Here is a 20,865-nt window from a genome sequence, read left to right on the forward strand (position 1 = left end):
GGGCAGACAAAACATGCCCAGTTTCAAGACATGTTCCAAAAGGTCTGAGTATTATCTGTTCATCTGGAACAACGACATACCCTGCATATCGCTGAAGGCTTTATACGAGGCCTGCAACGCCGCCTGCTGCATGGTGTAGGACGAAATCACCGAGTTCCAGTCCACATCCACCAGGTCACTCATCTGCTGGGTCTGGCCCAGCGCGCGGTCCTCACCCAGAGAATCCAGCTTGCCCAGCTCGTCCAGCTTGATGCCGAGATCGGCGCGCACGGTCAATACGTTGTTGAGGGAGTTGCTCAGACCACGGTTGGCTTTATCAATTGCCGCAGTAAACGCTTCAGCCTTCGTTTCGTCATCGCCAATAGGCGTATTCAGCGCACCGATGGCAGCGTCGAGGATCTTGAACAAATTCGTTTCCTGAGCGCTACCATCTGGCTCCGGCTTCGCATTGCTGGTGAAGCTGTCGAAAACTTCAGCGCCGGTATGGCTGATTTGCATCGTCCGCGCGGAATCAACCTGCTGGCTGATTGGCGTACCGCCGCCCTGATACGTACCGGTCGTCTGGTCGAACGCCACCGCTTCGGTTTTGTATCCTGAAAAGATATAGCGACCGTTACCGTCCGTGCTGTTAGCCAGGTTCATCAGCTGATCGCGAATACCTTGCAGGTTCGTTGCCAGCGAAGCGCGGTCATCGTCGCTTAACGTGCCGTTGCCCGCATTGACAATCTTTTCCTGAGCCGCCTGGATTGCAGTTGTCACCTGCGATAACACGTTCTCTTCCAGCGAGACTTTCGTCGTAGCGAAGGAGCGCGCCAGCGCATACTGGCTGTTTTGCGTTTGAGCCTGAGAGAGCACAACGGCCTGCGAGGCGGCAATCGGATCGTCAGACGGACGGTTGATGCGCTTACCCGTAGACATCTGCTCGCCGTAGTTGAGCCAGAGGCTTTGGGAGTTCGTCACGCCGCGCATGCTTTGCTCATACATCATTTGAGTACTAATACGCATTTTTTATGCCTCAGCCTTAGCGGATATTGATCAATGCATCAAACAGCGTGCTTGCCGTTTGCAGCACCTGCGCATTCGCCAGATAGTACTGCTGATAGCGTTGCAGGTTGCCATACTCTTCATCCAGGTTAACCCCGGAGATTGACTGCTGCTGTTTGGTCAGCTGCGTCACCACGTTCACCTTGGTTTCGCTGCTGGTTTTCAGAGACGCCGTGGTGCTGCCCACCGTACTGACCAGGGCGGCATACGCGTCGTTAAAGGTTTTGTTCCCACCGACCAGCTTGGCGCTCTGCAAATCCAGAAGCTTTTGACCGTTGGTATTGTCGCTTTCGCCGCTTCCTTTCGCGGAAGCCATCGCCAGTTTGGACTCGTCGCTGATCGCCACGTCCATATTCACGATGACGTCATTCACCGGCTTCACGATAAAGCTGTCTTTATTATTGGCCGAACCGCTAATGTTGACGTTGAGACCATCGAACGACAGGTTACCGCCAGTATCCGGCTTGGCCGTGAAGCTGGTGTTATCTGACAGACGGGTGATGGTCCAGTCGGTACCGTTGTACTCAACTTTGTAGTTTGTCGCCTGCACCTTCGTACTGTCCGTCATCGTTGCCGTAACGGCCGCGTTCCCGGTGTTTTTGCCGTTACTCAGCACCGCCGGGGAGCCAAAATCAAACAGCTTACCGCCTGCATCCCCGTTCGCATCAAAGCCCGCCTGGTGCTGGGTATTCATGGCATCGGCAAACGCCAGCGCCATCTGGTTAAGCGTATTTCGCGCCTGATCCAGATCCTGAGAACGGAACGTTAACAGCCCGCCAAGCGACCCCGTGGTGATCTGTTTTTCCGAGATCTCCACGTTGCCCGCGGCGGCATCCACATAGGCAATCGTGGTACGCGCGGGATCCGCACTGGATTTCACCGCGGCAAGCTGGCTTGCGTTGCTGCCCTGAACCAGAGTGTAACCGTTGGCGATAGAGATGTTATAGGTGCCGCTGTCCTGCACGGTCACGTCCACGCCGACAATCTTGTTCAGCTCACTCACCAGCTGATCGCGCTGATCGAGCAGTTCGTTCGGGGATGCGCCCGCCCCTACACCAGTCAGCCGGGAGATCTGGTCGTTAAGGTTGGCAATCTGCTTCGCGTAGTTATTGATCTGATCGACGCTGGTAGAAATCGCCGTATTCACCTGCGCATCTTGATCGCGGAGATACTGATCGTTGGTTTTAAACTGGTTTACCAGACCATCCGCCTTCCCGAGAACCGTCTGACGTGCAGCCGGATCTTCTGCGTTACTCACCAGCGTTTGCAGACTTTTAAAGAAATCCTGGAGGTTGGCAGAGAGCGAGTTAGTGGTATCCGAAAGCACGTCGTCGATTTTTGACATCTGCTGGTAGCGCGTGGTCAACCCGCTGCTCTGGTTCTGCGCCGCGCGCAGCTGGTTGGTGATAAATGAATCGTATTCACGCTGAACGCCGGAGACATAGACCCCGTTACCCACCCAGCCGCCGCCGGTCAGGGTGCTGTTTGATGCGCCCAGAATGGTGGTCTGGCGGGTATAACCTGCCACGTTGTAGCTTGAAATATTATTACTGACGGTATTGAGTGCCGACTGTGCAGCACTGAGGCCACTCATGGCGCTGTTAATCAAACTGGACATGGGGGTTCCTTTTATACGTTCAGACACAAGTCCTGATGAAGGTTATCGGCAACCTCCACCGGGACTTGAGAACTTTCAGAACAGATTTTCGAGATCTGTGCTATAGGCTTTGCTGACCTTCTCAGACATGGATTTCAGCTGCTGGATCATGCTGGTCAGCTTGCGGGCATAGTTTGGATCGGTGGCGTAGCCGGCATTCTGTAACGCCTGAGCGCCCTGCTCTGGCGTGGCGGCCTGAGTCACGGCGGTGTAGCGCGGGTTCCGGCTCAGCAGCCCGACATAATCCGATAACGCTTCAAGATAGGAGCTGTAGACGCGGAATTTGGCTTTCACCTTCACTGGCGCACCGTTTTCATATTCGGTCGTGGTAATTTCCGTGGTCGGCCCCTTCCAGCTGGAGGTGGCCTTCACGCCAAAGATGTTGAAGCTCGGCTCGCCGTTTTCCCTGCGGATTTGACGTTGCCCCCAGCCCGACTCCAGCGCCGCCTGCGCCAGAATCAGATGGTGCGGGACGCCACTCTCTTCACTGGCAAGACGCGCCGGCAGGGAGAGCTGCGCCAGGAAGTCTTTGCTGTCGCCGGAGAGCGGCTCATCACGCGTTTCTGCCGGCTTCGGCATCGCCTTACGCACCATCTGCGTCAGCGCCTGATTTTGATAACTGGTCACCTTTTCCAGATCAAACTTCATTGGCACCTGCTGCGGGGCCTCTTCAGGTGGCAGCCCCTGAGCGGCTGCGGTCTGTTTCACAATCATGTCCGCCAGGCCGAGCCCCTTTCCGGCGGTCATTTGCTGGGCAATCTGCTGATCGTACATGCTAGTGTAAAGCCGCGTGGAATCGCTGCTGAACATGCCATCTTTTGGCAGCGTTTCACGCATGCTTTTCAACATCATCTGCACGAACATGCCTTCCACCTGGCGGGCAACCGGGCGGATATTCGCCGCCGGATCCTTACCCGCGTTGGTTTTCAGCTCGTTGAGCGACTGGGCATCCCAGGCGGCACTGGTCAACAGCTTGCTATCGGTCAGCATTTAGATGATTTCCAGTTTGGCGCGCAGGCAGCCTGCACTTTGCATGGATTGCAGAATGGACATGAGATCCATCGGCGTTGCGCCCAGCGCGTTCAGGGCGCGCACTACGCTGTTCAGGTTGGCGCTGGAGCGCACGCTCTGCAACGATCCGCCGCTCTGCCGTAAATCAATCTGCGTTTGCGGCGTCACCACCGTCTGACCGCCACCAAACGGCGTATCCGGCTGGCTGACGTTGGCCGAACGGTTAACCGTCACGGAGAGGTTGCCCTGCGCCACGGCGCAGCTGTCCAGCGTCACTTCGCGGTTCATGACCACCGAGCCGGTACGGGAGTTGATAATGACTTTGGCATCCTGAAGCGGCACGTTCACGTCCATGTTCTGGATTTCGGCCAGCATTCGCACCTGGTTACTGCTGCCAGTTGACGTGCGGATCTGCACGGTGCGGGCATCCAGCGCGGTGGCGCTGCCGTAGCCCCGGCTGCGGTTGATGGTGTCAGCAATCTGCTGCGCCATCGTGAAGTCTTCGTTATTCAGTTGCAGGTTAATGGTGTTGCCGGTGCCGAACTGGGTCGGCAGTTCACGTTCAATGATGGCGCCGTTGGTGATACGTCCCCCGTTCAGCTGGTTTACCTGCACGCTGCTGCCGCCTGCCGACGCGCCTGCCCCGCCAACCAGAATGTTGCCCTGCGCCAGCGCATACACCTGGCTGTCGACGCCTTTCAGCGGCGTCATCAGCAGCGTACCGCCGCGCAGGCTTTTGGCGTTACCCATCGACGAGACAACCACGTCAATGGTCTGCCCCTGGCGCGCAAACGCCGGGTACGACGCGGTCACCATTACCGCCGCTACGTTTTTCAGCTGCATGTTGGTCCCGGCCGGTACGGTAATACCGAGCTGAGAGAGCATGTTATTCAGGCTCTGGGTGGTGAACGGCGTCTGGGTAGTCTGGTCACCCGTACCGTCCAGTCCCACCACCAGGCCGTAGCCGATCAGGGAGTTTTCGCGCACGCCCTGCACGCTGGTGAGATCGCGAATGCGATCGGCCTGCGCAACGGTAGCCACCAGCGACAGCGCCACGGCGAAGAGAAATTTATACATAGGTCACCTCGCTTACATCGGCGATAGGTTAAGGAAGAAGCGTTGCAGCCAGCCCATATTCTGCGCTTCGTTGATATAGCCGTTGCCGACGTACTCAATGCGCGCATCCGCCACCTGGGTGGACGGTACGGTGTTTGTGCCGCTGATGGTGCGAGGGTTAACCACACCGGAGAAGCGAATAAATTCCGTGCCCTGGTTGATGGCGATCTGTTTTTCCCCCACCACGTGCAGGTTGCCGTTCACCAGAACCTGGTCAACCGTTACCGTCAGCGTGCCGCTGAAGGTGTTGCTGGCGTTCGCGCCGCCTTTGCCGTTAAAGGTGTTGCCGCCAGAGGCTTCCACATCCGCACGGGCGTTGCCGAACAGCCCTTGCAGATAGCGCGGTACGGTGTCGAAGCCAAAATTGGTTTTGCCGTCGCGGCTGGCGTTCGCCGACGAGCTTTTGCTCGCGCTGACGTTTTCCTGCAACACGATGGTCAGCGTATCGCCGACGTTACGCGGACGACGGTCTTCAAACAGCGGCTGATAACCGTAGTTAATCGGCTGCGCGGTCTGGAAAATGGAGCCGTTCACCACCGGCGCGGGGCCGGGAACGGGTTGGGCGGTAGTCGCACCCTGTACTAATGGTTTAGACGGGATCCAGGCACACCCGCTGAGGGTAACGGCCAGAACAGTCAGGATCGGATAACGAAACGCCGCGTTTTTTTGCATTGCCTTCATCTTCGAAAACAGGGAGCCGGTGCGACGTTTACCGCACCGGGCTACACCTTAGAGTTGCGTCAGTTTTTGCAGCATCTGGTCGGTCGTCGACACTGCTTTACTGTTAATTTCATACGCGCGCTGAACCTGGATCATGTTCACCAGCTCTTCCGCCACGTTGACGTTCGAGGTTTCCACATAACCCTGGTACAGCAGCCCCGCACCGTTCAGGCCCGGCGTACTCTCATTGGGCGTACCGGAAGACTGCGTTTCTGTGTAGAGATTTTCGCCGATGCTTTCCAGTCCGGTATCGTTCATGAAGGTCGTCAGGTTGAGCTGGCCAACCTGAACCGGCGCCGCCTGCCCCTGCTGGGTAACACTAACGATGCCGTCACGGCCAATGGTAATGCTCAGCGCGTTCGCCGGAATGGTGATGGCAGGCTGCACCTGGAAGCCGCCCGCCGTCACCAGCTGGCCGTTCTGATCCACCTGGAACGAGCCGTCGCGGGTATAGGCAGAGGTTCCGTCCGGCAGCTGTACCTGGAAGAAGCCCTGACCTTTGATCGCCACGTCTTTACTGTTGTTGGTCTGAGACAGGTTACCCTGGCTGTGCAGACGCTCGGTGGCGACAGGGCGCACGCCGGTACCAATTTGTAGACCGGACGGCAGCGTGGTTTGCTCAGAAGACTGCGCCCCCGGCTGACGAATCGTTTGATAAAGCAAATCTTCAAAAACCGCACGCTGGCGCTTGAAACCGTTGGTGCTGACGTTTGCCAGGTTGTTGGCAATCACATCCATGTTGGTTTGCTGTGCGTCCAGACCGGTTTTCGCGATCCATAAGGAACTGATCATAGGGAGTCCTGTTAACTCATAGCCAGAAGTTGGTTAGCCTTGCTCGCGTTTTCATCTACGCTGCTGATGATTTTCATCTGCATTTCGAAGCGGCGGGCGCTGGCGATCATGTCGGTCATGGCTTCGACCGGTTTGACGTTACTGCCTTCCAGCACGCCGGACATCACGCGGATGGTCGGGTCGGCCTGTAAGGTGGCGCCGCGAGTGGCCTGAGCAGCCTGGGTCAGACGGAACATCCCGTCATCGCCACGCTGCACCTCATTGCCTTCCGCTTTCACCAGCTTCAGACGACCGACAGGCGCAACGGTGTTGGCCGGGTCGCCCGGATTCAACGCCGAGATGGTCCCGTCTGCCGCAATGGTCAGCTCTGACCCTTCAGGTACCGTCAGCGGACCGGCTTCGCCCATCACCGGATGCCCCTGAATCGTAAGCTGTCCGGTGGCGCTCACCTGAATGTTACCGTTGCGGGTATACCCTTCTGCGCCGTCAGCCGTTTGCACCGCCAGCCAGCCATCCTGCTGAAGGGCAACGTCCAGCGGACGCGCGGTATAATCCATCTGGCCTGGCGTCATGTCGGCACCCGGTGTGGAGGCGGTGACCAGCGTACGCGTAGGCAATGACAGCCCTTCTACCGGCACCGCACGCAGCGCGTTGAGCTGCGCGCGAAAACCTGGCGTGGAGGCGTTTGCCAGGTTGCTGGCGGTAACAGCCTGCTGATTGAGCGTCTGGCTTGCTGCGCCCATCGCTGTATATATTGCGTGATCCATTGCGCTTTCCCGTCAGCTGCTTAACGCAGGTTAACCAGCGTGTTGAGGATCTGATCCTGGGTTTTGATGGTCTGCGCGTTCGACTGGTAGTTACGTTGCGCGACGATCATGTTCACCAGCTCTTTACTCAGATCGACGTTGGACGCTTCCAGCGCGCCGTTGGTCAGCGTGCCGAAGTTACCGGAGCCTGCGGTGCCCAGCAGGGCAACACCGGAAGACTGCGTGGCGGACCAGACGTTATCCCCTTCGGACTTCAGGCCTTCGTTGTTGGCGAAGTTAGCCAGCACGATCTGGCCCAGCACCTGGGTCTGTTCGTTCGAGTAGTTACCGACAACGGTGCCGTCATCGTTGATCTGGTAGCTCACCAGGTCGCCCGGCTTATAGCCGTTCTGGCTCGTCGCCACGATGTTGTTCGCACCGGTGTTCTGCTGCATGGAGTTCGCGAAACTCATGTCAAATGTGGCTGGCGTAGCACCTGGAACGGTACCTGTTGTGATCTTGATATCATCACCACCCGTCAGTACGCCGCTCGCGTTAAAGGTCAGCGTTGTTGCCAGCTTAGCGGTATCTCCCGCTACGCTGCCGTCCTGCGCATACACTTTCCATGAGTTAGCCGGAGTCGCGTTTTTGACATAGAACAGGTTCATGTTGTGCGCATTACCCTGGCTGTCAAACACCGTCACGGTGCCTTTCTTGTTGTAAGAGTCAGGGTTGGTCGAATCGAAGGCGACGGTTGGCGCGGTATCGGTGGAGTTCAGGTTAATCTGCTGAGAGGCCGTGGTGGTGGACTTCGCCGCCATCAGCGTCGTGGGAATGGAGATCGCCTGCGGATTCGCACCGGTTTGCACCGTAGGAGGCGTGCCGGCAACCGGGTAACCGGTTAACTGAAGCCCCTGCATGTTCACCAGGTTACGGTTTTCATCCAGCTTGAACTGGCCGTTACGGCTGTAGAACACGGAACCGTTAGCGTCCACCATACGGAAGAAACCGTTCTGGCTGATGGCGACGTCCAGGCCGCGACCGGTGTTGGTGGTCGTGCCGTCGGTGAAGTCCTGGGTGATACCCGCAACCTTCACGCCCAGGCCCACTTTAGAGCCTGCAAACATATCTGCAAAAGACGCAGAACCGGATTTAAAACCATAGGTCGCGGAGTTGGCGATGTTGTTGCCAATGACGTCCAGGTTGGTGGCCGCAGCATTCAGGCCGCTGACCGCTTGAGAAAAGGCCATGACTTACTCCTGATAAGTATGAAGGCTTAGATAATCTGCCGAACTTCGTCGAGTGTGGTGGTACCGGAGGTACCTAAATCCAGTTTGTTGCCATCGCTACCCTTGATGACGCCCTGAACCAGGGCAAACTGTAACGGCTGCGCCACCAGCTGAGTGGTGTCGCTACTGGCGCTAATCGCAACCTGATACGAACCGTTAGGTGCTTTGGTGCCGTCGGTCAGGCTGCCATCCCAGGTAAAGGTATGAACGCCCGCCTTAAGCTCGCCAATCTCAATCGTGCGCACCACGTTACCGCTGGCGTCTTTGATTGTGGCGGTGACTTTGTCGGCCGGCTGCTGCAACTCAACGCCAAACGGCGTCGTGGTAGTGGTGGACGTGCCTTCGGTGGTGCTGGTACCCGCCAGGATCGTGGTACCCGGGATCATCACCCCATGACCGATCAGGTTGGCGGCCTGTAAGGACTGGCTGTTATCGATTTGACCGGAGACAGAGCCCAGCGTGGTGTTGAGTTTCTCAATGCCGCTGACGGTGCTGATCTGCGCAAGCTGCGTGGTCAGTTCGTTGTTCTGCATCGGGTTGGTTGGATCCTGGTTTTTCAGCTGCGCCACCAGCAGGGTCAGAAAGCTGCTCTGTAAATCGGAGGCATTGCTCCCGGTAAGGGAACTGGAACCGGTCGCACTGCTGGTGCTGCTGACGCCGGTATTGGTCGGGTCATTCACGTTTACGGCGATGGACATGCGTGTCTCCTTTACTGGCCGAGAGTGAGTGTTTTGAGCATCATGCTCTTCACGGTATTAAGCACTTCGACGTTTGCCTGGTAGCTGCGTGACGCGGACATGGAGTTCACCATCTCCCCGACCACGTCCACGTTTGGCATTTTCACGTAACCGCTGGCATCCGCGAGCGGATTGCCTGGCTCGTAAACCAGCTTGTCAGGTGCCTGGCTCTCAACCACATCCGCCACCTTCACGCCGCCCGTTGCCGCACCCGGTGCAGCATCCACCTGGAAGACAACCTGCTTAGCGCGATACGGTTGTCCGTCCGGGCCGGTCACACTGTCGGCGTTGGCCAGGTTACTGGCCGCCACGTTCAGTCGTTTGGACTGGGCTGTTAATGCCGAACCGGCGATATCAAAAATATTCAGCAAGGCCATTTACTAATTGCCCCCCTGTAGGACGGTCATCATGCCTTTGATTTGCCCGCCGAGAAGCGTCAGGCCGGTCTGGTATTGCAGACTGTTATCGGCAAACTGAGTGCGCTCCCGGTCCATGTCGACGGTGTTACCATCAAGCGAAGGTTGATCGGGAATACGGTAAAGTAAGTCGGTTGCTGGCGCGGTCATCGCCTGAGCGGGAATATGCCGTGAGGATGTCAGGGCAAGTGAGACACCCGTTCCTTCGGCACGTCCACGCTCCATCACTTTTTTAAGTTCACTGGAAAAATCAATATCGCGCGCCTGATACCCGGGAGTATCCGCGTTGGCGATATTGGCGGCTAAAATCTCCTGCCGCTGGGCGCGTAAGTTGAGCGCTTCCTGCTGAAAACGTAACGCGGCGTCGAGTTTATCGAGCATGTCTCCTCCGCTGATGAGAAAATTTCAGTTCACAGCTTAAATCTCACCCCGTCTCCCCTATCGACGGAATAAGCGCAAAATGCGTCGCTATTTATTGCGTTGATGCAAAACCACTGCGGGTAGAATTTGCGTAATTCTGGACATGGTGGAACGTGCGATGCGGACTTTTAAACGTGGCCTGGCGGCGACCCTGTTGCTTTTAAGCCCTCTGGTGCAGGCTGAGGGGTTAGAGGACCAGCTCAATGCTTTCTTTGCGCAGAAGCTGGCCGGCTTCAGCGATGACGTACGCGTGACCGTGCGCACCCCGCCTAACCTTTACCCGTCCTGCGAAGCCCCGTCATTTAGCGTGACCGGCAGCACAAAGTTATGGGGCAACGTGAACGTACTGGCGCGTTGCGCCAACGAAAAACGGTATTTACAGGTTGCGGTACAGGCGACGGGCAATTATGTTGTCGCCGCCGTTCCGATTCCGCGAGGCAGCCTGCTGCAACCTGATAGCGTAACGCTGAAGCGTGGCCGGCTGGATCAGCTTCCTCCGCGGACTATGCTGGACATTAACCAGGCTCAGGAGGCGGTCAGCCTGCGAGATGTCGCCCCTGGACAGGCGATACAGCTCTCTATGCTGCGCCAGGCATGGCGGGTAAAAGCCGGACAACAGGTAATGGTGGTCGCCAATGGCGACGGCTTTAGCATCAACAGTGAAGGAAAGGCGCTGAATAACGCCGCAGTGGCGCAGAATGCCCGGGTCAGAATGTCCTCAGGCCAGGTGGTCAGCGGCACGGTCGGTCCTGATGGGAATATTCTGATTAACCTGTAATCTTTTTAAAGATTTCGCGGCGACTGCCGATAAATATTCAACAAATGATGATGTCAGGCGCAAACGCCGCGAACCCTCGATGAGGACAACACTATGAGCATTGATCGTACATCAGCCCTGAAGCCGGTTAGCACTGTACAACCTCGCGAAACGAATGAGGCTGCCCCGCAGAAAGCGCGTCTGGAAAAAACGTCGACCGCTAACAGCACCAGCGTCACGCTGAGCGATGCGCAGTCGAAGCTGATGCAGCCAGGCAGCAGCGATATCAACATGGAACGTGTTGAAGCGCTGAAAACGGCTATTCGTAACGGCGAACTGAAAATGGATACCAGCAAAATCGCTGATGCGCTGATTCAGGACGCACAGAGTTTCCTCCAGAGTAACTAACCGTATGAGTCGACTGTCAGAAATACTGGATCAGATGACGGTGGTCCTGAACGACCTGAAAACGGTGATGGACGCAGAACAGCACCACCTCTCTTCTGGTCAAATCAACGGCAGCGCGTTGCAACGCATTACTGAAGACAAAAGTTCGCTGCTGGCGACCCTGGATTATCTGGAAAAACAGCGACGCGCTGAGCAAGACGCGAAACGCAGCGCCAATGACGAGTTCAACGAACGCTGGCAGACCATTACAGAAAAAACCCAGCATCTTCGCGATCTCAACCAGCATAACGGCTGGCTGCTGGAAGGTCAGATTATCCGTAATCAGCAGGCACTTGAGGTGTTGAAGCCCTATAAAGAGCCGGGACTGTACGGTGCGGATGGTCAGACGGCCACGGCACGTATCACGGGCGGGAAAAAGATTTCGATTTGACGCAGTAGCGGCACGTCATGAAACGGGGAGCACCGTCTGGTGACTCCCCTTTTGGCGTTTATACCGTGCGGCGGGTGAACTCTTTCACCTTGAAGCCAAGCACCGCCAGCGTGGCAAAATATGCCACTACGCCCACGGCCACAACGGCCATCAGACGCATCAGGCGATATGGCATAGTGCCCTGCGCCCAGTCAGGCATCACGTACAGCATGCCCACCAGCGCTGCCGCCATGACCAGTACCGCGATCACCAGGCGCAGCAGGAAGCTTGCCCAGCCCGGCTGCGGGGTGAAGATATCCTGCTTGCGCAGCTGCCAGTAGAGCAACCCGGCGTTGAGACAGGCCGCCAGACCAATCGACAGTGACAGACCCGCGTGTTTCAGCGGACCAATAAACGCCAGGTTCATAAGCTGAGTCATGATCAGCGTCACAATGGCAATCTTAACCGGCGTTTTAATGTCCTGACGTGAATAGAAGCCGGGCGCAAGCACCTTCACGACAATCAGCCCCATCAGCCCCACCGAATAGGCCACAAGCGCACGCTGCGTCATGGCGGCATCAAAGGCGGTGAATTTTCCATACTGGAACAGCGACACCGTCAGCGGTTTCGCCAGGATCCCCAGCGCCACCGCGCTGGGTAACGCCAGCAGGAAACAGAGGCGCAGGCCCCAGTCCATCAGGCGGCAATATTCATCATGGTTGCCGCTGGCAAAACTTTTCGACAGCGACGGCAGCAGAATAGTCCCCAGCGCCACGCCCAGCACCCCGGACGGAAACTCCATCAGGCGGTCGGCGTAATACATCCAGGACACCGAGCCCGACACCAGGAAGGAGGCAAAGATGGTATTGATGATGAGCGAGATCTGGCTGACGGAGACGCCGAGGATCGCCGGTCCCATCTGTTTGATAACGCGCATTGCCCCCGCGTCTTTGAAATTAATGCGCGGCAGAACCAGCATGCCGATCTTTTTCAGGTGCGGAAGCTGGTAGGCAAGCTGTAGCACGCCGCCGACGGTCACGGCCCAGGCCAGCGCCAGTACCGGCGGGTTAAAATGCGGCGCGGCGAACAGCGCAAAGCCAATCATGCTGACGTTGAGGAACGTGGGGGCAAAGGCCGGAACGGAGAAGCGGTTCCAGGTATTCAGGATGGCACCCACCAGCGACGCCAGTGAAATCAGCAGGATATAGGGGAATGTGATACGCAGCAGTTGCGTCGTCAGGGCAAATTTATCCGCCGTGTCGGCAAAGCCCGGCGCCGTTACCATGATCACCCAGGGCGCTGCCAGCATCCCAAGAACGGTGACGATCGCCAGCGCCAGGGTCAGTAAACCGGAAACGTAGGCCACAAAAACACGGGTGGCATCTTCGCCCTGCTTGCTTTTATATTCCGCGAGGATTGGAACAAATGCCTGTGAAAAGGCCCCTTCGGCAAAAATACGGCGAAGCAGGTTTGGCAGCTTAAACGCGACGAAAAAGGCGTCCGTTGCCATCCCTGCGCCAAAAACCCTTGCCACAATGGCATCGCGCGCAAAGCCAAGCACGCGGGAAAACATGGTCATCGAGCTGACGGCTGCCAGCGATTTTAATAAGTTCATTAACGTGAAGTTCCACAACCCTACGGATTTGTAGGCCGGGTAAGCGTCAGCGCCACCCGGCAAAGCCAACAAGCGGCGCTTAGTCTAACCGGATTTCAGGGAATTACTATCGGCAGATGTTACAGCGGGTTATTCCGACATCGCTTCACGCCAGAGTCGTTCCACAATGCGTTGCGCCAGAATTGCCTGCTCGCCGGACGTTTCAGGCACCGTCTGATTTTGCACGCAGGTGATGAAGTGACGCGCGCAGCCCACAAAGCCGCGCTGCTCCAGCGTGCTCTGCCAGCCGGGAACGGGTAACGCGACCACGCCGTTGCCCTTCTCTTCCCGCCACTCACGCATATCGGTGACGTCATACAGCGCCCCATCCGTAACGGCCTGCACGGACTCGCGCTGGCTGCCCGCCCGGCGGTGCATGCTGGTCGTCACCTGCACATGTTCAACGGCAAAATGATGCTCGGCGTAGACCATCTCGCCCTGCTCGTTAGTCAGCAGCGTGCCGCTTTGCAGGCGTGCATTTCCGTTACTCAGCCACAGCGCCGTATCCACAACGTGGAGATAATCATCCAGCAGCGTGAAGCGCAGATCGTTCGGCCCCACGCTGTCGGTACGGTGCTTATCCATGCGCAGGGAGGCAAACGAGCCGGACTGAGCCTTGAGCTGCTGATAGAGCGGGGCGAAACGGCGGTTGAAACCGACCATCAGCGTCAGCTTTTTACGCGCAGCCAGCTCAATCAGACGTTCAGCATCCTGCACATTTTCCGCCAGCGGCTTATCCACGCAGACGTGAACGCCCGCGTTCAGCAGTTCGCTCACCACCTGGTAGTGCGTTGCCGTAGAGGTATGCACAAATACCGCATCACATTCACGGGCTAAATCCTGTAGCGAACCGGCATAAGGGATGCGCCAGGTTTCGCAGATGCGCTCTGCTTTTTCACGGGTAGGCGACCACGCCCCTTGGAGCGTCCAGTCTGATGCTGCGCCTAAAACGGGCAGCCAGGCTTTTCGCGCAATCCCGCCCAGGCCTACAACGCCAATGCGTAATGTTGTCACGTTTAATCTCCCAGGTGTGCGAGTAAAGCATCCAGACGCTGCTTCAGCCCGGCAACCTCTTCTTCCAGGGCTGCCACGCGCGCGGTCAGGCTGTCGTTTGACGCTGGCGCGTCGGATTCAGCGGCCAGCGCAGAGGTATCCACGTCGCCGCTGAACAGGTGCATATAGCGGCTTTCGCGCTTGCCCGGCTCGCGGGGTAAGCGCACCACGTAAGGACCGTCCTCACGTGAGGCCAGCCCCTCCAGCGTCTGTTCAACGTCCTGCATATCACGAAATTCATGCATGCGAGAGGCGCGCGTACGCAGTTCCCCCGGCGTCTGCGCCCCGCGCAGCAGCAGCGTGGTGATAACAGCCACTTCCGCAGCGCTGAGTTTTAAATCGCCAAATTCAGAATTACAAAAGCGCTGTTCATATTTAGTGACGCGATTGCCGAAGCCGCTGACGGTACGCAGGTAGTGGCGTTTCACCAGCTCGTCGAGGATATCCTGTACCTCGTGTTCGCCCAGGTTCATCACCGGCTCACGGTTCGTCTTCTGATTGCAGGCCATCGTGACGGCATTGACGGAAAGGGGATACTGTTCCGGCGTCGTGACCTGCTTTTCCAGCAGGCAGCCAATCACGCGCGCTTCGGTGCCATTTAACTGATATTTCATCTTTTCTCCTTAACGACCCGCGGTCCACTCCTGCGTGGTGAGCGCGGTGAGGACATGGTCCCGCCACTCGCCGTCAATCAGCAGGTAATCTTTGGCATAGCCCTCTTTTTCAAACCCCAGACGGGCCAGCAGATCGCCGCTGCGCTTATTGTGCGGCATATAGTTCGCCATAATGCGATGGATATGCTGCGTACGCTGCATGTAGCGGATCGCCGCCGTCAGCGCCTCAAACATTAGCCCCTGCCCCTGCCATTTCTGGCCGATGGAATACCCGAGATAACAGGCGTGAAACGACCCACGCACCACGTTTGAAAAATTGGCAATGCCAACGATCTCTTTCTCTTCAGGGTCGAGAAGCGCGAAATAAAACGCGCTTCCCTGTTTGTGAAATTCCGCAATCATACTGAGGCGCGCCTGCCAGCCGGAGGGATAACAGTGGCTCTCGTCACGAACGGGTTCCCAGGGTTTTAAAAACTGGCGATTCTCGGCGTAATAATCCGCCAGACGCCAGGCATCACGCTCATGCACCAGACGAACGACCAGCCTGTCCGTCGTCAGACGCACTTTTGGCACATTACTGCGATAGCCAAACATCGATACCACTCCTTCCCGTCGATTCTGCTCTGCCAGTTAGCTTTACTATACCTGTGCCTGTGCCTTCTGTGAAAACAGTGACATACCATTTTGATCGCTTTTCACATTTTTCGATGAGAACTCTCTATCAAAGCACCTTTTTGATAAAAAAATATTGTCGCCAGCGGGTATGGGAAAAAGTGTGGCGGCACCGCAGAATGTTAGCGTGCTCATCTTCTGTTTTCCCTGGAGGGAAAATGTCCCGCGTATCACAGGCCAGGAGCCTGGGTAAATATTTCCTGCTCGTCGATAACATGCTGGTCGTGCTCGGCTTTTTTGTCGTTTTTCCGCTTATATCGATTCGTTTTGTCGATCAAATGGGCTGGGCGGCGTTGATGGTCGGGATCGCGCTGGGCTTACGCCAGTTTGTCCAACAGGGCCTGGGCGTGTTTGGCGGCGCCATTGCCGACCGCTTCGGCGCGAAACCGATGATTGTTACCGGCATGCTGTTACGTGCGGCGGGCTTCGCCACGATGGCCATCGCGCATGAACCCTGGCTGCTGTGGTTCTCCTGTTTCCTTTCCGGCATTGGCGGCACCCTTTTCGACCCGCCGCGTACCGCGCTGGTGGTTAAGCTGATCCGCCCGCAACACCGGGGTCGCTTCTTCTCAATTTTGATGATGCAGGACAGCGCCGGCGCGGTCGTGGGCGCCCTGCTGGGAAGCTGGCTGCTGCAATACGATTTCCGTCTGGTCTGCGCAACCGGCGCGGTGTTGTTTATTCTCTGCGCGCTGTTTAACGGTCTGTTTCTGCCTGCGTGGAAGCTGTCGACAGTTAAAGCGCCAGTGCGGGAAGGGCTTGACCGCGTGCTGAGCGATAAACGCTTCGTCACGTATGTGTTAACCCTGACCGGCTACTATATGCTTGCCGTGCAGGTCATGCTGATGCTGCCGATCATGGTTAATGATATTGCCGGCACGCCGGCGGCAGTGAAATGGATGTATGCCATTGAGGCCTGCCTCTCTTTGACGCTGCTTTATCCGATTGCCCGCTGGAGCGAGCGCCGTTTCCGGCTTGAGCACCGTCTGATGGCCGGGCTGTTGCTGATGACGCTGAGCATGATGCCCATCGGCCTGGTGAGCTCACTCCAGCAGCTGTTTATGCTGATCTGTACCTTCTATATTGGCTCCATCATTGCCGAGCCAGCCCGTGAAACGCTGAGCGCGTCGCTTGCCGACGCTCGCGCCCGGGGCAGCTACATGGGGTTCAGCCGTCTTGGACTGGCGCTTGGCGGCGCACTGGGGTACACCGGCGGCGGCTGGCTGTTTGATGCCGGAAAAGCCCTCCATCAGCCGGAGCTGCCGTGGGTCATGCTCGGTATGGTCGGCTTTATGACGCTGATTGCCCTCTGGTGGCAGTTCAGCGATAAACGCAGCACGCGCGGGATGCTGGAGCCCGGCGCCTGACTTTCTGGCGGGAGGAAATTTGCCTCCCTCCACTATCAGTTTTTTCTGCTGGTTTCTGTTGGATCACCCTGACATACTGGCGTATCAGGAAAGATGCGCCGATTTTATGTTGAGGAACGCCATGAAAAAGATCGTTATTGCCGCTGCGTTAGTTGTCAGTGGTCTGCTGGTGGGATGTAACCAGCTTACGCAGTACACCGTCAGTGAGCAGGAAATTAATCAGGCGCTGGAAAAACATAATAAATTTTCAAAAGATATCGGCGTACCCGGCCTTGCGGATGCGCATATCGTTCTGACGAATCTCGCCAGCCAGATTGGTCGCGAGGAGCCTAACAAAGTCACCCTTTCCGGCGATGCCAGCCTGGACATGACCTCGCTGTTCGGCAATCAGAAAGCGGACATTAAGCTGAAGCTCAAGGCGCTGCCGGTCTTTAATAAAGAGAAAGGGGCAATTTTCCTGCAAGAGATGGAAATTGTGGACGCGGTTGTGACGCCGGACAAAATGAAACCGGTGCTGCAAACGCTGATGCCTTATCTCAACCAGTCGTTGCAGAATTACTTTAACCAGCAGCCCGCCTACGTTCTGAGCGAAGACAAGAGTAAGGGCGAATCTTTGGCGAAAAAATATGCCAAAGGGATAGAGGTGAAGCCGGGTGAAATCATCATTCCTTTCACCGACTAAAGACTCCGGGCGCTCAGGCGCCCGTTTTTTTTAACGGAAGTGTGTGCAAACGAAAACGTTTCCGCTTATGATTTGTGTCCGGCAAAAACAGCCATCTTATGACTGATCTCTTTCAAGCCGGAGCTTCCATGACTGTACAATCCCAGGTTCTCAAAATCCGCCGCCCAGACGACTGGCATATCCATCTTCGTGATGGCGATATGCTGAAAACCGTCGTGCCGTATACCAGCGAAATTTATGGCCGTGCGATTGTAATGCCTAACCTGGTTCCACCAGTCACCACCGTCGAGGCCGCGATCGCCTATCGTCAGCGTATCCTTGACGCCGTTCCGGCCGGGCACGATTTTACCCCGTTGATGACCTGCTACCTGACGGACTCACTGGATCCCAATGAGGTTGAGCGCGGATTTAACGAAGGTGTGTTCACGGCTGCGAAGCTCTACCCGGCAAACGCCACCACCAACTCCAGCCATGGGGTGACCAGCGTTGACGCCATCATGCCCGTTCTGGAGCGTATGCAAAAACTGGGGATGCCGCTGCTGGTGCACGGGGAAGTGACCCATGCTGATATTGATATTTTCGATCGCGAAGCGCGGTTTATTGAAACGGTGATGGAGCCGCTGCGCCAGCGTCTTCCGGGGCTGAAGGTGGTGTTTGAACATATCACGACCAAAGATGCCGCAGAGTACGTCCGGGATGGAAACGAACTGATTGCCGCCACCATCACCCCGCAGCACCTGATGTTTAACCGTAACCACATGCTGGTGGGCGGGGTTCGCCCACATCTGTACTGTCTGCCGATCCTTAAGCGCAATATCCACCAGCAGGCGCTGCGTGAGCTGGTGGCCAGCGGCTTCCCTCGCGCTTTTCTGGGCACGGATTCCGCCCCGCATGCCCGTCACCGGAAAGAGGCGAGCTGCGGCTGTGCAGGCTGCTTCAACGCGCCGACCGCCCTGGCAAGTTACGCAACCGTGTTTGAAGATATGAACGCGCTAGAGCATTTCGAAGCCTTCTGCTCCCTCAACGGTCCACGTTTCTACGGTCTGCCGGTCAATGACACCTTCATTGAGCTGGAGCGTAAAGAAAGCCAGGTTGAAAAGTCGATTGCGCTCACCGATGATACGCTGATCCCGTTCCTGGCCGGTGAAACCGTAAGCTGGACGGTAAAACGCTAAAAAACTGTCGCTCCCTGTTGTCAAACCGATAATATAACTGTATAAATAAACAGTATATTACACAGGGGGCATTTATGCGTATTGAAGTCACCATTGCAAAAACCACCGTCCTGCCTGCTGGCGCACTCGACGCGCTGGCGGGTGAGCTATCCCGACGTATTCACAGTACTTTTCCTGAAAACGATGGCGCCGTAACGGTACGTTATGCAACGGCAAACCATCTTTTCGTCATCGGCGGCGCGAAAGAAGACAAAGACCGCATCAGCGAAATTTTGCAGGAAACCTGGGAAAGCGCCGACGACTGGTTCATCACGGATTGAAATTTGCTCCCTCATTGTGTTTTTTGCCGGGTCGCCCCGGCTTTTTTTCGTTTCGTCTCCTGTAAGTTCAAAATATTTCAGCATCTTCTTAGAAAATCGTGAACAAGATGGTGTTTTATTGCTCGAACAATCCTAAAAAGCATAAAAATGTGTTGCTACCCGTTTATTTTTTCCTTCTGAACCCTTATTAATTGATATACTGAAATTGCTTTCAGAAAAACATGCATTGAACCTCAAAGTCGTTGTCTTCTAACACGCATTAAGGGGGTTATAATGGAAAAGAATAGTGAAGTGATCCAGACCCATCCGCTTGTTGGCTGGGATATCAGCACCGTAGACAGCTACGATGCGCTGATGCTGCGTTTGCACTACCAGACCCCAAATCAGCAAAACCGTGATGAAGCGGAAGTTGGACAGACGCTGTGGCTTACAACAGACGTCGCCCGTCAGTTTATCTCTATTTTGGAAGCAGGCATCGCAAAAATAGAATCTGGCGACTACCAGGAAAATGAGTATAAACGGCATTAATCTTATGCCTCTTCACTCAACAGGCACCCTCGCGGTGCCTTATTTATTTCGTTCTTGTATAAGCCCACATAGTTAATTACTCTGCTAACAAAGCGTTAGTAAAGAGAAGCCTATGAAATACGATTTGATCATTATCGGAAGCGGCTCCGTAGGATCTGCCGCCGGTTATTACGCCACGCAGGCGGGTCTGAATGTGCTGATGATTGACGCCCACCTTCCCCCCCATTCTGAAGGAAGCCATCACGGCGATACCCGTTTGATCCGTCACGCTTACGGTGAAGGTGAACGCTATGTACCGCTGGTGCTTCGGGCTCAGACGCTGTGGGACGAACTGGCGGCACTCACCGAGGAGCGCATTTTTGAGCGCACCGGGGTCATTAACTTGGGGCCTTCCAGCTCCACGTTTCTGGCGAATGTTGAGGAAAGCGCGAAAGCCTACCGCCTGGAGGTAGAGCGTCTGGATGCGAACGGCATTATGACGCGCTGGCCGGAAATTTCTGTCCCTGAAGATTATATTGGATTGTTTGAAGCCAACTCCGGCGTGCTGCACAGCGAAACGGCCATTAAGACCTGGATCGATCTCGCCGCCAAAGCGGGCTGCGCGCAATTGTTCAACTGTCCGGTCACGGGCATCACCCACCATGCCGATGGTTCAACCGTCACCACGTCTGAGGGTGAATATACCGCCGCACGCCTGCTGGTCAGTGCGGGAACGTGGGTGACAAAACTGCTGCCCGACCTGCCCATCCAGCCGGTGCGCAAAGTATTCTCATGGTTCCAGTCTGACGGGCGTTACAGCAGCCAGAACAAATTCCCGGCGTTTACGGGCGAATTACCCAATGGCGATCAGTTCTACGGTTTCCCTTCGGAAAAAGACGCGCTCAAGATAGGCAAACATAACGGCGGGCAGGTTATTTCCTCTGCGGAAGAGCGCAAGCCGTATGGAGCCTATCCGCAGGATGGTTCCGAAGCCTTCACGTTCCTGCGTAATATTCTGCCGGGCGTAGGCGGGTTGCTTTACGGCGCAGCGTGCACCTATGACAACACGCCGGATGAAGACTTCATCATCGACACGCTGCCCGGACACGACAATACCCTGATCGTAACCGGGCTCAGCGGTCACGGGTTTAAATTTGCGTCGGTGCTAGGCGAAATCGCCGCCCAGTTTGCGCAGGGGATCGCGCCTTCGTTTGATCTCACTCCCTTCGCGCTCTCGCGCTTTGACAGATAATACGTCCCCAGGCTCCGAATAACCGGAGCCTGTTTAGCGAGAGGGGC

Annotated in this window: 24 protein-coding genes; 9 read left to right on the top strand and 15 right to left on the bottom strand. The window is 56.4% G+C overall.

From position 1 onward, the window contains the following. Nucleotides 1-51: 51 nt before the first annotated feature. The 11 genes from flgL to flgB all read right to left on the bottom strand — a co-directional run bounded on the left by flgL (nt 52) and on the right by flgB (nt 9,909). Nucleotides 52-1,005, bottom strand: coding sequence for a flagellar hook-associated protein FlgL (flgL, locus tag A3466_RS01295; RefSeq protein ID WP_063449069.1), 954 nt, complete (start codon nt 1,003-1,005; stop codon nt 52-54). Between the two features lie 16 nt (nt 1,006-1,021). Next, the gene (gene flgK / locus A3466_RS01300; protein ID WP_063449070.1) at nt 1,022-2,662 is read right to left on the bottom strand and encodes a flagellar hook-associated protein FlgK; all 1,641 of its coding nucleotides are present in this window, start codon (nt 2,660-2,662) and stop codon (nt 1,022-1,024) included. 75 nt (nt 2,663-2,737) lie between these two features. Continuing rightward, nucleotides 2,738-3,691 carry a flagellar assembly peptidoglycan hydrolase FlgJ gene (gene flgJ / locus A3466_RS01305; protein WP_063449071.1) on the bottom strand — a complete coding sequence of 318 codons (954 nt, stop codon included), beginning with the start codon at nt 3,689-3,691 and terminating at the stop codon, nt 2,738-2,740. After that, nucleotides 3,692-4,789 carry a flagellar basal body P-ring protein FlgI gene (locus tag A3466_RS01310; RefSeq protein ID WP_063449072.1) on the bottom strand — a complete coding sequence of 366 codons (1,098 nt, stop codon included), beginning with the start codon at nt 4,787-4,789 and terminating at the stop codon, nt 3,692-3,694. Between the two features lie 12 nt (nt 4,790-4,801). Continuing rightward, nucleotides 4,802-5,500, bottom strand: a complete 699-nt coding sequence (gene flgH / locus A3466_RS01315; RefSeq protein WP_003857987.1) for a flagellar basal body L-ring protein FlgH — start codon at nt 5,498-5,500, stop codon at nt 4,802-4,804. Between the two features lie 57 nt (nt 5,501-5,557). Continuing rightward, complete coding sequence (gene flgG / locus A3466_RS01320) at nt 5,558-6,340, bottom strand: flagellar basal-body rod protein FlgG (RefSeq protein WP_000625853.1); 783 nt, start codon at nt 6,338-6,340, stop codon at nt 5,558-5,560. An 11-nt stretch (nt 6,341-6,351) separates the two neighbouring features. Then, a complete protein-coding gene (locus A3466_RS01325) occupies nt 6,352-7,107 on the bottom strand; it encodes a flagellar basal body rod protein FlgF (RefSeq protein WP_063449073.1) in 756 nt (251 codons plus the stop codon). 20 nt (nt 7,108-7,127) lie between these two features. Further along, complete coding sequence (gene flgE / locus A3466_RS01330) at nt 7,128-8,336, bottom strand: flagellar hook protein FlgE (protein ID WP_063449074.1); 1,209 nt, start codon at nt 8,334-8,336, stop codon at nt 7,128-7,130. Between the two features lie 26 nt (nt 8,337-8,362). Next, complete coding sequence (gene flgD, locus A3466_RS01335; RefSeq protein WP_063449075.1) at nt 8,363-9,073, bottom strand: flagellar hook assembly protein FlgD; 711 nt, start codon at nt 9,071-9,073, stop codon at nt 8,363-8,365. 11 nt (nt 9,074-9,084) lie between these two features. Further along, complete coding sequence (flgC, locus tag A3466_RS01340; protein ID WP_003857997.1) at nt 9,085-9,489, bottom strand: flagellar basal body rod protein FlgC; 405 nt, start codon at nt 9,487-9,489, stop codon at nt 9,085-9,087. 3 nt (nt 9,490-9,492) lie between these two features. Beyond that, the gene (gene flgB, locus A3466_RS01345) at nt 9,493-9,909 is read right to left on the bottom strand and encodes a flagellar basal body rod protein FlgB (RefSeq protein WP_006809266.1); all 417 of its coding nucleotides are present in this window, start codon (nt 9,907-9,909) and stop codon (nt 9,493-9,495) included. 157 nt (nt 9,910-10,066) lie between these two features. Between flgB and flgA the strand changes: the two genes are divergently transcribed. The 3 genes from flgA to flgN all read left to right on the top strand — a co-directional run bounded on the left by flgA (nt 10,067) and on the right by flgN (nt 11,543). Further along, nucleotides 10,067-10,726: a flagellar basal body P-ring formation chaperone FlgA gene (gene flgA / locus A3466_RS01350; RefSeq protein WP_063449076.1), complete on the top strand. Its 660-nt coding sequence runs from the start codon at nt 10,067-10,069 to the stop codon at nt 10,724-10,726. Nucleotides 10,727-10,819: 93 nt separating this feature from the next. Continuing rightward, entirely contained in the window at nt 10,820-11,113 is a 294-nt protein-coding gene (flgM, locus tag A3466_RS01355) for a flagellar biosynthesis anti-sigma factor FlgM (protein ID WP_063449077.1), read from the top strand. Nucleotides 11,114-11,117: 4 nt separating this feature from the next. Then, nucleotides 11,118-11,543: a flagella biosynthesis chaperone FlgN gene (gene flgN / locus A3466_RS01360; protein ID WP_063449078.1), complete on the top strand. Its 426-nt coding sequence runs from the start codon at nt 11,118-11,120 to the stop codon at nt 11,541-11,543. 58 nt (nt 11,544-11,601) lie between these two features. On the opposite strand, the gene murJ is transcribed toward flgN, so the two are convergent. The 4 genes from murJ to rimJ all read right to left on the bottom strand — a co-directional run bounded on the left by murJ (nt 11,602) and on the right by rimJ (nt 15,437). Continuing rightward, nucleotides 11,602-13,137, bottom strand: coding sequence for a murein biosynthesis integral membrane protein MurJ (gene murJ / locus A3466_RS01365; protein ID WP_063449079.1), 1,536 nt, complete (start codon nt 13,135-13,137; stop codon nt 11,602-11,604). 129 nt (nt 13,138-13,266) lie between these two features. Further along, complete coding sequence (locus A3466_RS01370) at nt 13,267-14,190, bottom strand: Gfo/Idh/MocA family protein (RefSeq protein WP_063449080.1); 924 nt, start codon at nt 14,188-14,190, stop codon at nt 13,267-13,269. Between the two features lie 2 nt (nt 14,191-14,192). Next, nucleotides 14,193-14,843, bottom strand: coding sequence for a YceH family protein (locus A3466_RS01375; RefSeq protein WP_063449081.1), 651 nt, complete (start codon nt 14,841-14,843; stop codon nt 14,193-14,195). Between the two features lie 9 nt (nt 14,844-14,852). Further along, nucleotides 14,853-15,437, bottom strand: coding sequence for a ribosomal protein S5-alanine N-acetyltransferase (gene rimJ / locus A3466_RS01380; RefSeq protein ID WP_003858007.1), 585 nt, complete (start codon nt 15,435-15,437; stop codon nt 14,853-14,855). Between the two features lie 236 nt (nt 15,438-15,673). Between rimJ and mdtH the strand changes: the two genes are divergently transcribed. The 6 genes from mdtH to solA all read left to right on the top strand — a co-directional run bounded on the left by mdtH (nt 15,674) and on the right by solA (nt 20,818). After that, complete coding sequence (mdtH, locus tag A3466_RS01385; RefSeq protein ID WP_003858008.1) at nt 15,674-16,882, top strand: multidrug efflux MFS transporter MdtH; 1,209 nt, start codon at nt 15,674-15,676, stop codon at nt 16,880-16,882. Between the two features lie 121 nt (nt 16,883-17,003). Further along, complete coding sequence (locus A3466_RS01390; protein ID WP_063449082.1) at nt 17,004-17,564, top strand: lipoprotein; 561 nt, start codon at nt 17,004-17,006, stop codon at nt 17,562-17,564. 128 nt (nt 17,565-17,692) lie between these two features. Continuing rightward, nucleotides 17,693-18,739 carry a dihydroorotase gene (gene pyrC, locus A3466_RS01395; protein WP_063449083.1) on the top strand — a complete coding sequence of 349 codons (1,047 nt, stop codon included), beginning with the start codon at nt 17,693-17,695 and terminating at the stop codon, nt 18,737-18,739. A gap of 74 nt (nt 18,740-18,813) precedes the next feature. Next, complete coding sequence (gene dinI / locus A3466_RS01400; protein WP_063449084.1) at nt 18,814-19,059, top strand: DNA damage-inducible protein I; 246 nt, start codon at nt 18,814-18,816, stop codon at nt 19,057-19,059. 273 nt (nt 19,060-19,332) lie between these two features. Then, the gene (gene bssS, locus A3466_RS01405; protein WP_015570838.1) at nt 19,333-19,587 is read left to right on the top strand and encodes a biofilm formation regulator BssS; all 255 of its coding nucleotides are present in this window, start codon (nt 19,333-19,335) and stop codon (nt 19,585-19,587) included. Nucleotides 19,588-19,699: 112 nt separating this feature from the next. Continuing rightward, nucleotides 19,700-20,818, top strand: a complete 1,119-nt coding sequence (solA, locus tag A3466_RS01410) for an N-methyl-L-tryptophan oxidase (RefSeq protein ID WP_063449085.1) — start codon at nt 19,700-19,702, stop codon at nt 20,816-20,818. The last annotated feature ends 47 nt before the right edge of the window (nt 20,819-20,865 follow it).

The organism is Enterobacter genomosp. S (assembly GCF_001631805.1).
Lineage (GTDB): Bacteria > Pseudomonadota > Gammaproteobacteria > Enterobacterales > Enterobacteriaceae > Enterobacter > Enterobacter quasihormaechei.

Coding starts and splice junctions, on each gene's coding strand:
- flgL (WP_063449069.1), bottom strand. CDS start 1,005: ATGCGTATTAGTACTCAAATGATGTATGAGCAAAGCATGCGCGGCGTG.
- flgK (WP_063449070.1), bottom strand. CDS start 2,662: ATGTCCAGTTTGATTAACAGCGCCATGAGTGGCCTCAGTGCTGCACAG.
- flgJ (WP_063449071.1), bottom strand. CDS start 3,691: ATGCTGACCGATAGCAAGCTGTTGACCAGTGCCGCCTGGGATGCCCAG.
- A3466_RS01310 (WP_063449072.1), bottom strand. CDS start 4,789: ATGTATAAATTTCTCTTCGCCGTGGCGCTGTCGCTGGTGGCTACCGTT.
- flgH (WP_003857987.1), bottom strand. CDS start 5,500: ATGCAAAAAAACGCGGCGTTTCGTTATCCGATCCTGACTGTTCTGGCC.
- flgG (WP_000625853.1), bottom strand. CDS start 6,340: ATGATCAGTTCCTTATGGATCGCGAAAACCGGTCTGGACGCACAGCAA.
- A3466_RS01325 (WP_063449073.1), bottom strand. CDS start 7,107: ATGGATCACGCAATATATACAGCGATGGGCGCAGCAAGCCAGACGCTC.
- flgE (WP_063449074.1), bottom strand. CDS start 8,336: ATGGCCTTTTCTCAAGCGGTCAGCGGCCTGAATGCTGCGGCCACCAAC.
- flgD (WP_063449075.1), bottom strand. CDS start 9,073: ATGTCCATCGCCGTAAACGTGAATGACCCGACCAATACCGGCGTCAGC.
- flgC (WP_003857997.1), bottom strand. CDS start 9,489: ATGGCCTTGCTGAATATTTTTGATATCGCCGGTTCGGCATTAACAGCC.
- flgB (WP_006809266.1), bottom strand. CDS start 9,909: ATGCTCGATAAACTCGACGCCGCGTTACGTTTTCAGCAGGAAGCGCTC.
- flgA (WP_063449076.1), top strand. CDS start 10,067: ATGCGGACTTTTAAACGTGGCCTGGCGGCGACCCTGTTGCTTTTAAGC.
- flgM (WP_063449077.1), top strand. CDS start 10,820: ATGAGCATTGATCGTACATCAGCCCTGAAGCCGGTTAGCACTGTACAA.
- flgN (WP_063449078.1), top strand. CDS start 11,118: ATGAGTCGACTGTCAGAAATACTGGATCAGATGACGGTGGTCCTGAAC.
- murJ (WP_063449079.1), bottom strand. CDS start 13,137: ATGAACTTATTAAAATCGCTGGCAGCCGTCAGCTCGATGACCATGTTT.
- A3466_RS01375 (WP_063449081.1), bottom strand. CDS start 14,843: ATGAAATATCAGTTAAATGGCACCGAAGCGCGCGTGATTGGCTGCCTG.
- rimJ (WP_003858007.1), bottom strand. CDS start 15,437: ATGTTTGGCTATCGCAGTAATGTGCCAAAAGTGCGTCTGACGACGGAC.
- mdtH (WP_003858008.1), top strand. CDS start 15,674: ATGTCCCGCGTATCACAGGCCAGGAGCCTGGGTAAATATTTCCTGCTC.
- A3466_RS01390 (WP_063449082.1), top strand. CDS start 17,004: ATGAAAAAGATCGTTATTGCCGCTGCGTTAGTTGTCAGTGGTCTGCTG.
- pyrC (WP_063449083.1), top strand. CDS start 17,693: ATGACTGTACAATCCCAGGTTCTCAAAATCCGCCGCCCAGACGACTGG.
- dinI (WP_063449084.1), top strand. CDS start 18,814: ATGCGTATTGAAGTCACCATTGCAAAAACCACCGTCCTGCCTGCTGGC.
- bssS (WP_015570838.1), top strand. CDS start 19,333: ATGGAAAAGAATAGTGAAGTGATCCAGACCCATCCGCTTGTTGGCTGG.
- solA (WP_063449085.1), top strand. CDS start 19,700: ATGAAATACGATTTGATCATTATCGGAAGCGGCTCCGTAGGATCTGCC.